Annotated in this window: 14 protein-coding genes; 3 read left to right on the top strand and 11 right to left on the bottom strand. The window is 42.3% G+C overall.

The genetic code is table 11. The annotated features are described in order from the left end of the window. The 3 genes from ACWB1W_RS05390 to rpmB form a co-directional block, all read right to left on the bottom strand. A partial coding sequence (locus ACWB1W_RS05390) for a tRNA threonylcarbamoyladenosine biosynthesis protein TsaB (RefSeq protein WP_479370363.1) occupies positions 1-402 on the bottom strand: 402 nt, incomplete at its 3' end. 1 nt (position 403) lies between these two features. Beyond that, positions 404-1,597 carry a chorismate synthase gene (gene aroC / locus ACWB1W_RS05385; RefSeq protein WP_479370362.1) on the bottom strand — a complete coding sequence of 398 codons (1,194 nt, stop codon included), beginning with the start codon at positions 1,595-1,597 and terminating at the stop codon, positions 404-406. Positions 1,598-1,601: 4 nt separating this feature from the next. Further along, complete coding sequence (gene rpmB / locus ACWB1W_RS05380) at positions 1,602-1,808, bottom strand: 50S ribosomal protein L28 (protein WP_479370361.1); 207 nt, start codon at positions 1,806-1,808, stop codon at positions 1,602-1,604. A gap of 44 nt (positions 1,809-1,852) precedes the next feature. On the opposite strand from rpmB, the gene coaE reads away from it, so the two are divergent. Next, positions 1,853-2,443, top strand: a complete 591-nt coding sequence (gene coaE / locus ACWB1W_RS05375; protein ID WP_479370360.1) for a dephospho-CoA kinase — start codon at positions 1,853-1,855, stop codon at positions 2,441-2,443. Here the strand turns inward: coaE and ACWB1W_RS05370 are convergent. From ACWB1W_RS05370 to ACWB1W_RS05335, 8 genes are all read right to left on the bottom strand, one after another. Continuing rightward, entirely contained in the window at positions 2,427-3,083 is a 657-nt protein-coding gene (locus ACWB1W_RS05370; RefSeq protein ID WP_479370359.1) for a YdcF family protein, read from the bottom strand. The genes coaE and ACWB1W_RS05370 overlap by 17 nt on opposite strands. A 65-nt stretch (positions 3,084-3,148) precedes the next feature. Continuing rightward, positions 3,149-3,550, bottom strand: a complete 402-nt coding sequence (locus ACWB1W_RS05365) for an ExbD/TolR family protein (protein ID WP_479370358.1) — start codon at positions 3,548-3,550, stop codon at positions 3,149-3,151. 3 nt (positions 3,551-3,553) lie between these two features. Beyond that, positions 3,554-4,168 (bottom strand): MotA/TolQ/ExbB proton channel family protein, encoded by a 615-nt coding sequence (locus ACWB1W_RS05360; RefSeq protein ID WP_479370357.1) that lies wholly within the window; start codon positions 4,166-4,168, stop codon positions 3,554-3,556. A 3-nt stretch (positions 4,169-4,171) separates the two neighbouring features. Then, positions 4,172-6,739, bottom strand: coding sequence for a tetratricopeptide repeat protein (locus tag ACWB1W_RS05355; protein ID WP_479370356.1), 2,568 nt, complete (start codon positions 6,737-6,739; stop codon positions 4,172-4,174). Further along, entirely contained in the window at positions 6,714-7,352 is a 639-nt protein-coding gene (pspA, locus tag ACWB1W_RS05350; RefSeq protein ID WP_479370355.1) for a phosphoserine phosphatase PspA, read from the bottom strand. The genes ACWB1W_RS05355 and pspA overlap by 26 nt, the downstream gene beginning before the upstream one ends. Positions 7,353-7,360: 8 nt before the next feature. Then, positions 7,361-8,251, bottom strand: coding sequence for a zinc metalloprotease HtpX (locus ACWB1W_RS05345; RefSeq protein ID WP_479370354.1), 891 nt, complete (start codon positions 8,249-8,251; stop codon positions 7,361-7,363). A gap of 28 nt (positions 8,252-8,279) precedes the next feature. Next, on the bottom strand, positions 8,280-9,185 hold the full coding sequence (gene era, locus ACWB1W_RS05340) for a GTPase Era (protein WP_479370353.1): 906 nt from the start codon (positions 9,183-9,185) through the stop codon (positions 8,280-8,282). Between the two features lie 51 nt (positions 9,186-9,236). Further along, on the bottom strand, positions 9,237-10,013 hold the full coding sequence (locus ACWB1W_RS05335; RefSeq protein ID WP_479370352.1) for an IclR family transcriptional regulator: 777 nt from the start codon (positions 10,011-10,013) through the stop codon (positions 9,237-9,239). Positions 10,014-10,051: 38 nt separating this feature from the next. Here ACWB1W_RS05335 and ACWB1W_RS05330 point away from each other — a divergent pair, with 38 nt between their 5' ends. Next, complete coding sequence (locus tag ACWB1W_RS05330) at positions 10,052-11,338, top strand: serine hydroxymethyltransferase (RefSeq protein ID WP_479370351.1); 1,287 nt, start codon at positions 10,052-10,054, stop codon at positions 11,336-11,338. Then, positions 11,304-12,332: EAL and HDOD domain-containing protein (locus ACWB1W_RS05325; protein WP_479370350.1), on the top strand; the 1,029-nt coding region annotated here is incomplete at its 3' end. The genes ACWB1W_RS05330 and ACWB1W_RS05325, both read left to right, overlap by 35 nt.

The following is a 12,332-nucleotide window of genomic DNA, read 5'->3' as shown; positions in this document are numbered from 1 at the left end:
TTCTCCTTTGTATATCCTTACTTCGCTTTTTTTATTCTCTTCAAAAATCTGGTAAAAGATGTTATTACTTACCTTCAGGTAGGGGATTTTCGGGTATTCAACGGGTGTAAACTCCGAAAGGAGTTCTAAATTCTTGAAGGAAACTATAGGTTTTTTAAGAATATAAGCCCATGTTTTTACGAATGTTACACCTATCCTAAGAGATGTAAGATATCCTACTCCAACGGAAACTGCAAAAGCGTCAAAATCCTCGGGTCTTACACATAAATCGTTCAAAACCTTAGGCATATTTTCAAGAGTTTTTTTGTCACTATCCAGATAATAAAGAAACTTAACCCTTCCATTCTCAATTATGGAGAAGTTCAAAAAGGAGTAAGAGGTGTCTATTGAAAGTATTCTCATCTCAGAAGCTCTTTATATGGTCCATATAAGCTTTATACCTTTCCTTTATTTCTTCTACGAAGTCACCTCCGAACTTTTCAAGGAAAGCATCCGCAAGAACTATAGCGAGCATAGCTTCTCCCACTACTGAAGCAGCGGGGACTGCTACAACGTCCGTTCTCTCTTTTCCGGCTTTCAACTCCTCTTTTGTATTTATATCAACACTTCTCAGAGGATTCTTCAACGTGGGGATGGGCTTCATAGCAACCCTAACCACAAGGGGCATCCCGTTCGTTATTCCCCCTTCCGTTCCGCCGAGTCTGTTTGTAAATCTGAAAAACCCCCTATCCTTACTCCATCCTATTTCGTCGTGAACCTCCGACCCGAACTTTCTTGAGGCTTCAAAACCTACCCCTATCTCAACGCCTTTTATAGCCTGTATACTCATCATAGCCTGTGCTATCCTTCCGTCTATCCGTTTATCCCACTGAATATGGGAACCAAGGCCCGGCGGAACACCTACCGCAAAAACCTCGAAAACCCCACCCAAACTCTCCCCATTCTCCTTAGCCTCATCTATAATAGCTTTAAACTCCTCATCCTTATCAGGGAAGGGAATACGAAGTTCCGAGTTTTCCGCACTTTGATAGAACTCAAGGAGCTTATCCGAGTTCGCAAAATAAGATTTATCCTTCAGCTCCTCAACTTCCTTTTTTCCTATACTAACAACAAAGCTTCCTATCTTTATTCCGAACTCGGAAAGAAGCTTCTTACATACAGCACCAACAGCTACTCTTGCTGCGGTTTCCCGTGCGGATGAGCGCTCAAGGATGTTTCTTAAATCCCTCTGGTTATACTTTAAACCTCCTGCCAAGTCCGCGTGTCCCGGTCTCGGTCTTGTGAAGGGAACAACAGAGTTCGGAGGTTCTCCTTCTACAGCCATTTTCTCTTTCCAGTTTTCCCAATCCCTGTTTTTTATAAAAAGAGCTATTGGAGAACCTAAGGTTTTTCCGAACCTTACACCCGAGAGTATCTCAACGCTGTCCTTTTCTATTTTCATTCTCCCTCCGCGTCCGTAACCCCTCTGCCTCCTTCTCAGGTCAGCGTTTATGTCCTCCTCAGATAAGGAAAGGTTTGCGGGGATGCCTTCAAGAATGGCTGTGAGCCCCTTTCCGTGGGACTCTCCCGCCGTTAGGAATCTAATAAACCGCGTCATAAAATTACTCTTTCGGTATTCTGGGGGCTTTTATAACCTTTCCGGCTTTTAAGCACTTCGTGCATACGTAAATTCTTTTAACGGTTCCGTCGGGAAGTCTTACCCTCATCTTATGGACGTTGGGTTTAAAAATCCTTCTATTTCTCTCACCCGAGAAGGTTACTCTCCTTCCGACAACGGCTCTCTTTCCGCATATTTCACACGCAGCCATTACCTTACCTCCTCTAAGAGGGAATTATTATACTAAATCTTAACGTGAAGAAGGTAGGTCTTACGGGAAACATAGGTTGCGGTAAGTCAACAGTTGCTGAAATGTTCCGCTCCCTTGGAGCTTACGTGATGGATGCGGACAAGGTGATACACTCCTTTTACAGAAAAGGACACCCCGTTTACGATAAGGTTTTATCACTCTTCGGAAGTGAAATACTTGATGAAAAAGGGAATATAGACAGGAAGAAGTTAGCGAATATCGTTTTCAAGGATAAAGAAAAGTTGAGGAAGCTTGAGGAGATTACCCACAAGGCACTGTATGATGAGATAGACAGGGTTGTAAAGGAATTACCGAAAGATGCTATATTTATCCTTGAGGCTTCCCTCCTCGTTGAGAAAGGGACGTATAAGAACTACGATAAACTTGTTGTTGTTTACGCACCTTACGAAGTTTGTAAGGATAGGGTTTTAAGAAGGGGTATGAGTGAGGAGGATTTTGAAAGAAGATGGAGAAATCAGATGCCTACGGAAGAAAAGGTAAAGTTCGCGGACTACGTTATAGATAACTCGGGAAGTCTTGAAGAAACTTTTAAACAAGTCAAGGATATTTTTGAAAAGCTTAAATCCGACCCGTGAGCTTGTAAAAGAGTAGACCTATATATTCCCTTATAGCTATGGAGGAGTCGTAAAACACGCTGTATTTCGGAAGAAAACTGTATAGGTTGTATCTACCCTCGTATCTAAAGTCTGTAGGATACGGAACCACCTTAAGGCCCACTCTTTTAAAAAGTTTCACCGAACGTATCATGTGAAAGGCAGACGTCACAAGGATAACTTTTTTACAGCCGAGTTTTTCACAAACCTTCTTTACGTATCTCGCGTTTTCTTCCGTATCCCTGCTTTTCAGTTCCGCTATAATCTTCTTTTCCTCAACACCGAAACTTTTTAAAAGCTCCTGCATGACCTTAGCTTCCGGAATTACGTTTATCGCAGCACCCCCGGAGAGTATAATCGGTAGACCTGTTCTATTATGAAGAAGAAACCCCGTTATCAACCTTTTATAAGAGGAAGCCTTTAATCTTCCGTTGTTATAAACCCCTCCTCCGAGAACCACTATAGCATCACCCTCAAGCCTTGAAGGAATACCGTAAGCACTCTCAAGGGGGTAAAATAGGATATCCTTTACCGGTTCTACGGAAATAAGGTAAAGGGAGATTGCGGAAGCTAGAGCAAAAATCCTTATAAACTTCTTTTTTGAGAGAAAGGATATTAACAAAAATGAAATTATGTATATACCGGGTGGAAGTATAAAATAAGAAAGTAACTTTTTCAGGAAAAAACTCATCTTTTCTTTCTTACTGCTATTATAACGTCCTGAATTCCGTTTTTCCTTGCAAGGTCCATAATATTTACAACGAATTTATGTTTCGTTTCTTGGTCAGCTTCTATAATCAGATAACCGGGTTTCTCTTTTTTGAGTAACTCCTCAACGTTCCTCAGGGATACTTTTTTTCCGTTAATCATGTAATTTCCTTCACTGTCTATTTGAACCTTAAGAGCTGTTATGTTTTGTTTCTCACCCGTTTCTGCAAAGGGAAGCCTGATTGCCATAAATGTCTCGGGTGATTGGAAAGCAAGAATGGCAAGGAACAAAAACACCGCGAGGAGGGTATCGACCAGAGGGACAACGTCTATATACGCTTTTTCTTCTTCCGAGAGTCTTCTCCTTTTCCTCAGGTTCATCTTTTACTCCAGGGAGTTTATAATTTCCTTGGCTTCCCTTTCCACCTTTTCAAGAATCGTGTTTCCTAAAACCTTATATATCCAATAGAAGATTAGTGCGGGTATAGCCACACCAAGGCCGGTAGCGGCGGCCACGAGAACCTCACTTATTCCCTTTGCAAGAAGGTTAATAGCCTGTTCGTGAGAGGTAAGAGAGTAAGCCTGAAACACCTTTATGAGTCCGGTAATCGTTCCGAAAAGTCCCAGAAGCGGGGCAACAGATGCGGTTGTTGATAAAATCGGAAGATTTTTTTCAACCCTGGGAACAATACCCGAAAGCTCCGCTTCCATAAGTTGAATGAGGTATCCCTTCTCCCTCCTGCCTTTGAGGTATTCCTCCAGAACTACGGAGATAGCTTTCGTAAAAGGGTGGTCTATGACGCTTGCAACTTTATGGGCACTCTCATAATCCCCTTTTTGTATAAGCATCTTTAGTTCATTAAGGTTTTGGGGGATTAGGTTCTTAAACCTAAGGTTAAAAGCTCTCTCAATAATTACATACCACGAGAGTATAGAAAGAAGTATGAGGGGATACATTACTATCCCGCCCCGTTCAATCCAGGAAAGAACTATGTCCATAATTTAACCTCCACACTCGGGGAGCCTCTTTTTTAATTCTAATAACTTTTCCCTCTCCCAACTTTCCAGCTTTACGTCCTTTAACCTTTCAAGAATACAGGAAGCGTCTTTGTAGGCTCCCATTTTTCTGAGAATCTCCGCACTCATAAAAACAGCCCTCTTGTAAAAGGGAAGGTCTTTATTATCGGACAGGACAACCTCAAGAAGGTAATCAAGTGCTTTACTTCTATCTCTTTTATAGTAGTAATTACCGAGATAGTAAGAAGCCCTTAGGAACACATCTTTATTTGTGCTTTTGTAGGCTATATCAAGGTAATACTTTTTACGGGTCTTTTCGTAAAATTTTAGAGCGAGAGCTTTTAACTCTTCAAGTTCCGGATACTTCTTATACATTTCCTTAAAAAGTCTTTCTGCCTCTTTAACTCTGTCTATTTTCAGGTATAGGGATATTGCCTTTATCTTTCCTTCATCCCCCTTTTTCTCAAGAAGTCTTGCGAGCTTAAGGAGATTGTTTTCGCCCTCATAAAGCTTTTTGAGTTCGTTAAATGCCTTTTCCCTTATTACCCTATCCTTAGAATTTACAAGGTCAAGTAGTATCTTTTCCTTTTCTTCAGGGTCCTCTGTTACCCTTGCAAGCTCGAATAGGGCCCTCTCCCTGTACTCGGGGTTGTTTATAAGCTTTCTCAGTATAAACTGGGCTTCTATCTTTCTTCCCTCTTTTGCGTAATACCTTGCAAGCTGAAGCTTTAGTTCAGGAAGCAGCGGACTTTCGGGAAACTTCTTCTCAAACTCCTCAACGATTTTTTCAAGTTCCTTTGAAGGGTTTTCACTCTCAATCTGGGCAAGACCTATAAGTGCGTCTTTTACTTCCTCCCTTCCCCTATACTTACTCAGTATTAACCTGTAAACGGTTTTAGCTTCCTCCTTCTTTCCCATGTTGTAGTATGAATCCGCAAGCTTTATTAGAGCCTTTACCTCGTATTTCTTATCCTTCGCTGCTTTGTTAAAGTATGGAATGGCCTTCTCGTAATTTCCTTCTATAAAGTGGCTGAGTCCCGTGAGGTATAATTCTTCCGGTGTTTCGTTAAACAAAAACTTCCTCGCAAGTATACCCTTTCCGAGGGCTATGGCTGCTTTCGCCTTCAGGATTCTTGATTTATAATCATTTTTGTCCCTGAGTATCTCAAGAACTTTTTCGTAATCACCTGCGTTAAAGTAAGCTACCGCTTTATAGTAAGGGTTTTTCAAATACTTCGCAGCCTCTTTCCACCTTCCCTTTTTGAATAGATACCATCCGTAATACTCTGTATAAAGTTTAGGAAACTTTTCCTTTATCTCCTCAAGGACACTCTTAAGTTCTACTTCTTTATCAAGTCTGTATAAAACTTCAAGAAGAACCTTGTAATAAAGTTCCGTGTCTTTTTTAGTTTTCTTTAGGTATTCGTAAGCTTTTTCGTAATCTTTAAGCCATAAGTGGGCAAGGGCAGCGTAAAAGTAATCCCCCGATTTCTCAAAGTAGTGAATCGCTTTTTTATACTCACCTCTGTTATAAGCTCTGATTCCTGCATATCTCAGTATTTCCTTCGCTTTGGTTTTTTCGTATACAAAGTCCGCAAACTCAGGGTTTTTTAATGCAAGGAGAAGATATACATCCCTCGCGAGTTCTTCGTTTAGGGTTTCAAGCAAGAGAGCCCTATCAAGTGCTTTATCGTAATCTCCCTTTTCCACAGCTATTAAGGCAAGGTAATAGACTATTGCGTCTCTGTTGGAAATTAACTTGCGGGAAAAAGCTTTAAGGATTCTTTCCGCTTCCTCAAGCTTTCCCCTTTTGAATAGGAGTATAGCCCTCCTTATTAGCGTGCTTTCCTTATAGTCCTCATTTACCTTTCCCTCTATAAAGTCGTTTACGTATTTACAATACTCTTTAAACGTGTATTTATTACAATCCCTTAACGGTTTTTGGGGTATTTGCTCATTTGTGCCTATGAGGTAAACGTAGTTCCACAAAAGGGGTTCCTGGGTCTCGTAGGGCTTTCCTTTTAACCTGTAGTAAAGTGCATAAAAGCTTTCACAGGAGGCTTCCCTGTAGGTGTGTAGCTTGTTACATCCTTTCTTAAAGTTTTCCAGAGCTTTTTCTTCGTATCCTCTTTTATAGTATATAAGTCCGAGGATGTAGTGCCCCGCATTCCCGAAGGGTGAAGGCTGAAGGGATAGGAGTTTTTTTGCCTCCTCATCAGCTCCTATGAGATTACCCTTTTTATACTCCTTTACGGCTTTTAGATATAGAACTTGGTCCTTCGGTGCACCGCACCCCTCCGTTTTCGGTTCGTATAACTCAGCCTCCTCAAGCTTTTTGGGGGGTTCAAAAAAGTAAGCGGATAAATCCTTTTCTTTAAGTCTGAATACAGGAACCCTGTAGGAAAGTTTATCGGGAATTGTTATCTCCGGCTTGTCTACCCTCAGTATTTCATGAACCTTTACCTTAAGGATGAGCTCCTTTTTCAGCTCCTGAGGGAAGAGCGGAGATACTACCAGAAGTAATATACTAAAGAGCCTTATGGGCTTCAACATAAAGTTCCCCCAAATGGCAGGTGATGTTTAACTTCTGAATCACGTTCCTGCCTTCTGCATCTAAGTATACCACCGAGTAAGATGCGTTATCACACCCGAAACTCCAGAACTTAGAAAGGTCTATACCAAGAACCGCACAGTAAAGACACCGTATAGGAACGGTATGGGAAACAACAGCGACAGTTTTCTCGTTATACTTTCTTAGTATATCTTCAAGGAAGTCCTTAACTCTGTTGTAAACATCTTGAAGAGTCTCACCTTCGGGAAACTTCACCTTGTGGGGTTCTTTCAGCCAAAGCTCAAAATCTTCCGGATAAAGCTTTTTTACTTCTTCAACAAGCTTTCCAGACCAAACTCCGTGGTCTATCTCTATAACCCTTTCTTCTTTTACGGGCTCAAGCCCGATTTTTTTTCCTATTATCTGGGCTGTTCTGAAAGTTCTTTTAAGGGGAGAGGCAAAGAGGACATCTATCCTTTCGTTTCTCAGAGAATCCGCAAGTCTTTCTGCCTGCATTACTCCCCTTTCGGTGAGGTCCGGGTCCAGGAGCCCCTGATATCTTCCTATAGGGTTCCATTCGCTCTCCGCGTGCCTTATTACTATGAGTTTTAGCATCCATTAAATTATATACACTCCTGTCCCATCTTCCTTGCGAGCTCACAAAGCCTTTGGATTCTCTTTTCGGTTGAAGGGTGAGTTGAGAGTAGTTCCATAATTCCCTCGCCTTTTAGGGGATTTTCAATAAAGAGATGTGCAGTTCCGGGGTTAACGTTCTCGGGCACTTGCATAACGTACTCCTCTATTTTCTTAAGAGCTCTTGCAAGAGCTACCGGACACCCGCATATCTTTGCTCCCGTCTCATCCGCCATGTATTCCCTGGTCCTTGAGACCGCAAGCTGTATAAGCGTAGCTATTATCGGGACGATGATAATTATCACGAGTGAGGCAAGTAATTCTCCTACACCACTACCCTCTTCGTTTTCTTCAGTGTTATTGTTACTCTGAAATGCTCCAAAAAATAGTGCCCACTGTGCCATATTTGCGAGAAATCCTATAGCTCCTGCTATGGTTGCAGCTATTGTCGCAACGAGGACGTCCCTGTTCTTTATGTGGGCAAGCTCGTGGGCAAGAACCCCTTTTAACTCCTCGGGTTCCAGTATCTCAAGAATTCCCCTTGTTACAGCTACCGCTGCATGGTCTGGTCCTCTTCCCGTTGCAAAAGCGTTCGGTTGTTCCATGGGGACGAGGTATATCTTGGGTTTTGGAATGTTAGCCCTCCTTGCAAGTTCTTCAACCATTTCGTGAAGCCATGGAGCTTCTTCGTAGGGTATTTCTCTAGCTCCGTACATCGTAAGAACTATCTTGTCGGAAAACCAGTAGCTCATAAAGTTCATAAAGCCCGCAATTATAAGGGCTATTAGCATTCCGGCGGTTCCACCTATAATTCCTCCTATAGCCATTAAGAGCCCTGTGAGAAGTCCTAAGAAGATTACAGTTCTGAGCACCCAGCCCATCTTTTTACCTCCTGATAACTTTTATTAACTAAAAACTATAACCGAAGAGTCTTACATATTCGGGTCTTCTCCTCCAATCGGGTATGACCTTGACCCATAATTCAAGGTAAACAGGCCTTCCCAGGATAAGTTCAAGCTCTTCTCTCGCCCTTTTGCCTATCTCTTTCAGCCTCTGTCCCTTCTTCCCTATTATTATGGGTTTTAGATTTTCCCTGTCTACAATGATTTCCCCTCTTATAACGAGCATATTTGGATTAGCGTCCCCGGGCTTTATCTCGTCTATCTTTACCGCTATAGAAGTTGGAACCTCCTCCCTTGTTAACATCATAGCTTTTTCCCTGACTATCTCGGCGGCAAGAAGTCTTAAGGGAAGGTCTGTTATCATATCATCGGGAAAGAGAGGTTCACTCTCGGGAAGGTATTTAATTATCGTTTTCAGAAGCTCCCCAATGTTTGCCCCTTTCAGTGCACTTATGGGAACTATTTCGGTAAGCTCCGGGTGTTTTTTATGTATCTCGTCTATTAAAGGAAGAACGTTCTTAGCCGGTCCTATCTTGTCAATCTTGTTTATAACGACTATTACGGGCTTTCCGAGTGGCTTTATAAAGTTTTGGTAAATTTCCTCGTCTCTCTTCCTCCAGCCTTCCGTTGCGTCTATCATGAATAGAATCACGTCAGCTTCCTCAAGGGACTGCTTTGCGGTTTCAACCATTGAATGACCGAGAACGTCCGACTTTTTGGGCTCGTATATTCCCGGTGTATCAAGGAATATTATTTGGGCCTTGTCGGGTATGTTCTTCACTCCCAAAATCCTCATCCTTGTAGTTCCCGCCTTAGGTGTAATTATTGATACCTTTGTTCCGAGTATGTTGTTGAGAAGAGTTGACTTTCCCACGTTCGGCTTTCCGACAATCGCTACATATCCTACCTTCATTATAACCTCCGACCAAACCACTTAAATTTCTTTATATGAATAATATAAACCTCAGCGGGATATGCGTCCCAGTTTTTCCGAAAGCTTTTTAGCCCCTTCCTTGAGAATTTCCTTTACCCAAGTTAGAAGGTCTTCCTCTTTCATCCTGTAAGAAGGTGCAACAACGGTTATAGTGTACTTAACGTTTCCCGCGTAATCGTAAACCGGTGCCGCGGAGCTAACGACTTCCTCTTCATACTCCTCAAGGTTCGTAGCGTATCCTTCTTCCCTTATTTTCGGTAGTTCCTTTATTAGTTCTTCGGGTGTTTTTGTATTTTTCGTGTGCTTTATCCATTTCACACTTTTGAAGTAATCTTCTATCTCCCTCCTGTCAAAGTGGGATAGGTAAATCTTTCCGGAGGCGGAAGCGTAAAGGGGAAGAACCCTCCCGTATCTTGAGAGGATTTTAACCTCTCTGTCTACCTCACTTCTTTCTATATACAAAACCTCGTAAGCCACCCGTGTTGTAAGATACACGTTTTCCTTTACCTTGTCCGCTATGTAGTTAAGGATAGGTTTTGAAGCCTTTTTTATATCAAGGTGGTTAAGATATGCCATCCCGAGTTCAAAGTTTTTTATACCCAGCCTGTAAAGTTTATTTTCTCCATCGTAGGAAACCCACTCGTTTTCTATAAGGAAGTTCAGGATTTTAGAAAGCTTTTGTTTACTTACCCTCAGCTCCTCTTGAAGTCTTTCAAAGGTGTAGGGTTTTTTCTCAAGAAGGAATAAGACGTCAAGGGCTATGTGGACGTTCTGAATTACGTATATATCCTTATGGGTATGTTCCATAGATTGTTATATTAGCATCGCGGTTATAATCTTAATTTATGGAACATCTCCTGAAAACCGACCCCGAGGTTTTTGACGCGGTTGTAAAAGAGTACGAAAGGCAGTTTTACAACCTTGAGATGATAGCCTCAGAAAACTTCACATCCCTCGCGGTTATGGAAGCTACGGGAAGCGTTCTTACGAACAAATACGCGGAGGGTCTTCCCGGAAAGAGGTATTACGGAGGATGTGAATACGTTGACATAGTTGAAAACCTGGCAATAGAGAGGGCTAAAAGACTTTTCGGAGCGGAGCACGCAAACGTTCAACCCCATTCGGGTTCTCAGGCTAATATGGCGGTTTACTTTGCGGTTTTAAAGCCGGGGGACACGATAATGGGAATGGACCTCGCCCACGGAGGACACCTCACCCACGGATCTAAGGTGAACTTTAGCGGGAAGATTTACAACGTAATCCATTACGGAGTGAACCCGGAAACGGAGCTTATAGACTACGACCGGCTTTACAAACTTGCAAAGGAACATAAGCCTAAACTCATAGTAGGAGGGGCTTCTGCATATCCCAGAAAGTTTGATTGGGCAAAAATGAGGGAAATAGCGGACGAGGTGGGTGCACTTTTTATGGTTGACATGGCACACTACGCGGGCCTGGTAGCGGGAGGTGTTTATCCGAACCCGGTCCCTTACGCTCAGTTTGTAACCTCAACAACCCATAAAACGCTGAGGGGACCGAGAAGCGGTTTCATACTTACGACAAAAGAGTTTGCGAAAGCTATAGATAAAAGTGTCTTTCCGGGTATACAGGGCGGTCCGCTTATGCACGTTATAGCGGCTAAAGCCGTAGCTTTCAAAGAAGCCATGAGTGAAGAGTTCAAGGAATACGCTAAACAGGTCGTTATTAACGCGAAGGTTCTTGCGGAAGAGCTCCAAAAGGAGGGTTTCAAGATAGTCACGGGCGGAACAGACTCACATATAGTCCTCGTTGACCTCAGAAACAAGAACATAATCGGTAAAGACGCGGAAAAAGCCCTTGAGAAAGCCGGGATAACGGTTAATAAAAATGCCGTTCCCTTTGACCCGCTACCTCCTACCAAGACAAGCGGAATAAGAATAGGAACCGCTGCCCTTACAACGAGAGGTATGAAGGAAGACGAAATGAAGAAGATAGCCGTGTGGATTTCACAGGTTCTCCACAACATGGACGATGAAAACCTTATAAACAGAATAAGAGAAGAGGTAAGGGAGCTTTGTGAAGCTTTTCCCCTTTACCCGGAGTTGAAGAGGAAGATAGATGAGCTTCGCAATAGCAAGGCAACCAATATATGATAGAGAGGGAAACCTTTTTGCTTACGAGGTTTACCTGAGAAAGAGTGACGAGCCGGATAAATACCCCTCCGGGGTTCCCTTTTCTCGTGCCACTTATATAATCACGAACATACTTCTTGAACACGGATTTGAGAAAGTTAGTGAAGGCAAAAGGTTGGTAATAAACGTTTCTTTTGAATCCCTGCTTAATAAATCTCTTGAACTTTTGCCTCTTGATAGGGTTGTATTTGATATAAATCCGCCGGATGTCCCAGTAGGAGAAACAGTTTATAAAAAGGTCATCGAAAAAATAAAAGACTTCAAAAGGAGAGGAGTTTTTTTCATACTTCACCCCAAGCTCTACAGATCAAGTTATAAGGACTTAATAGCACTTGTTCACATAATAGAGTTTTTCAGGGATGATGTGAGTAAAGAAAAGGTTGTAGGAGCCAAGAGGAACGGAAAGAAGGTTCTCGTTTCCATGATAGAGAACGAAGAGGAGTATAAAAGTTTTTACAATTGGGGCGTGGATTACTTTGAGGGATACTACCTGGGAAAGCCCGAGGTTATTCTGAATGTTGATCTGGCACCTTTTCTTAAAGTAACCCTCTTCAGGCTTATGAACGCTTTAACCCATGCAAAGAGTTTGAAAGATATAGCGGAAATAATAGGTTCAGACGTGGGAATTGCTGTTAAGTTCTTAAAGTTTGTTAACTCCGCCTATTTCGCAAGAAGGAAGAAAATTGAGGATCTTCAACATGCAGTGGCATATGTGGGACTTGAGAACGTTAAGAAATTTGTCCTACTTATAGCCTTGAACGAGTATATGAATCTTGAACATCCCGAACTCTGGAAAAGGTCCCTGATAAGGGCTCACATAGCGGAAGAGCTTATGAATAAGTCCTCTCCTCAAATGGCGGAAAAGGCTTTCCTCGTCGGCCTCTTCTCACTTCTTGATAAAATCCTGGGGGTAGACATACCCTCCTTTCTTGAAGAACTAAACGTAGATGAGGAA

The organism is Aquifex sp. (genome assembly GCF_056494385.1).
This window is presented reverse-complemented; position numbering and strand designations above follow the sequence as displayed.

What these genes read in the sequence shown, in the direction of transcription:
- ACWB1W_RS05330 (WP_479370351.1), top strand. Translation starts at nt 10,052, where the DNA reads ATGGAACATCTCCTGAAAACCGACCCCGAGGTTTTTGACGCGGTTGTA.
- ACWB1W_RS05365 (WP_479370358.1), bottom strand. Translation starts at nt 3,550, where the DNA reads ATGAACCTGAGGAAAAGGAGAAGACTCTCGGAAGAAGAAAAAGCGTAT.
- ACWB1W_RS05360 (WP_479370357.1), bottom strand. Translation starts at nt 4,168, where the DNA reads ATGGACATAGTTCTTTCCTGGATTGAACGGGGCGGGATAGTAATGTAT.
- era (WP_479370353.1), bottom strand. Translation starts at nt 9,185, where the DNA reads ATGAAGGTAGGATATGTAGCGATTGTCGGAAAGCCGAACGTGGGAAAG.
- pspA (WP_479370355.1), bottom strand. Translation starts at nt 7,352, where the DNA reads ATGCTAAAACTCATAGTAATAAGGCACGCGGAGAGCGAATGGAACCCT.
- ACWB1W_RS05355 (WP_479370356.1), bottom strand. Translation starts at nt 6,739, where the DNA reads ATGTTGAAGCCCATAAGGCTCTTTAGTATATTACTTCTGGTAGTATCT.
- ACWB1W_RS05345 (WP_479370354.1), bottom strand. Translation starts at nt 8,251, where the DNA reads ATGGGCTGGGTGCTCAGAACTGTAATCTTCTTAGGACTTCTCACAGGG.
- rpmB (WP_479370361.1), bottom strand. Translation starts at nt 1,808, where the DNA reads ATGGCTGCGTGTGAAATATGCGGAAAGAGAGCCGTTGTCGGAAGGAGA.
- aroC (WP_479370362.1), bottom strand. Translation starts at nt 1,597, where the DNA reads ATGACGCGGTTTATTAGATTCCTAACGGCGGGAGAGTCCCACGGAAAG.
- ACWB1W_RS05335 (WP_479370352.1), bottom strand. Translation starts at nt 10,013, where the DNA reads ATGGAACATACCCATAAGGATATATACGTAATTCAGAACGTCCACATA.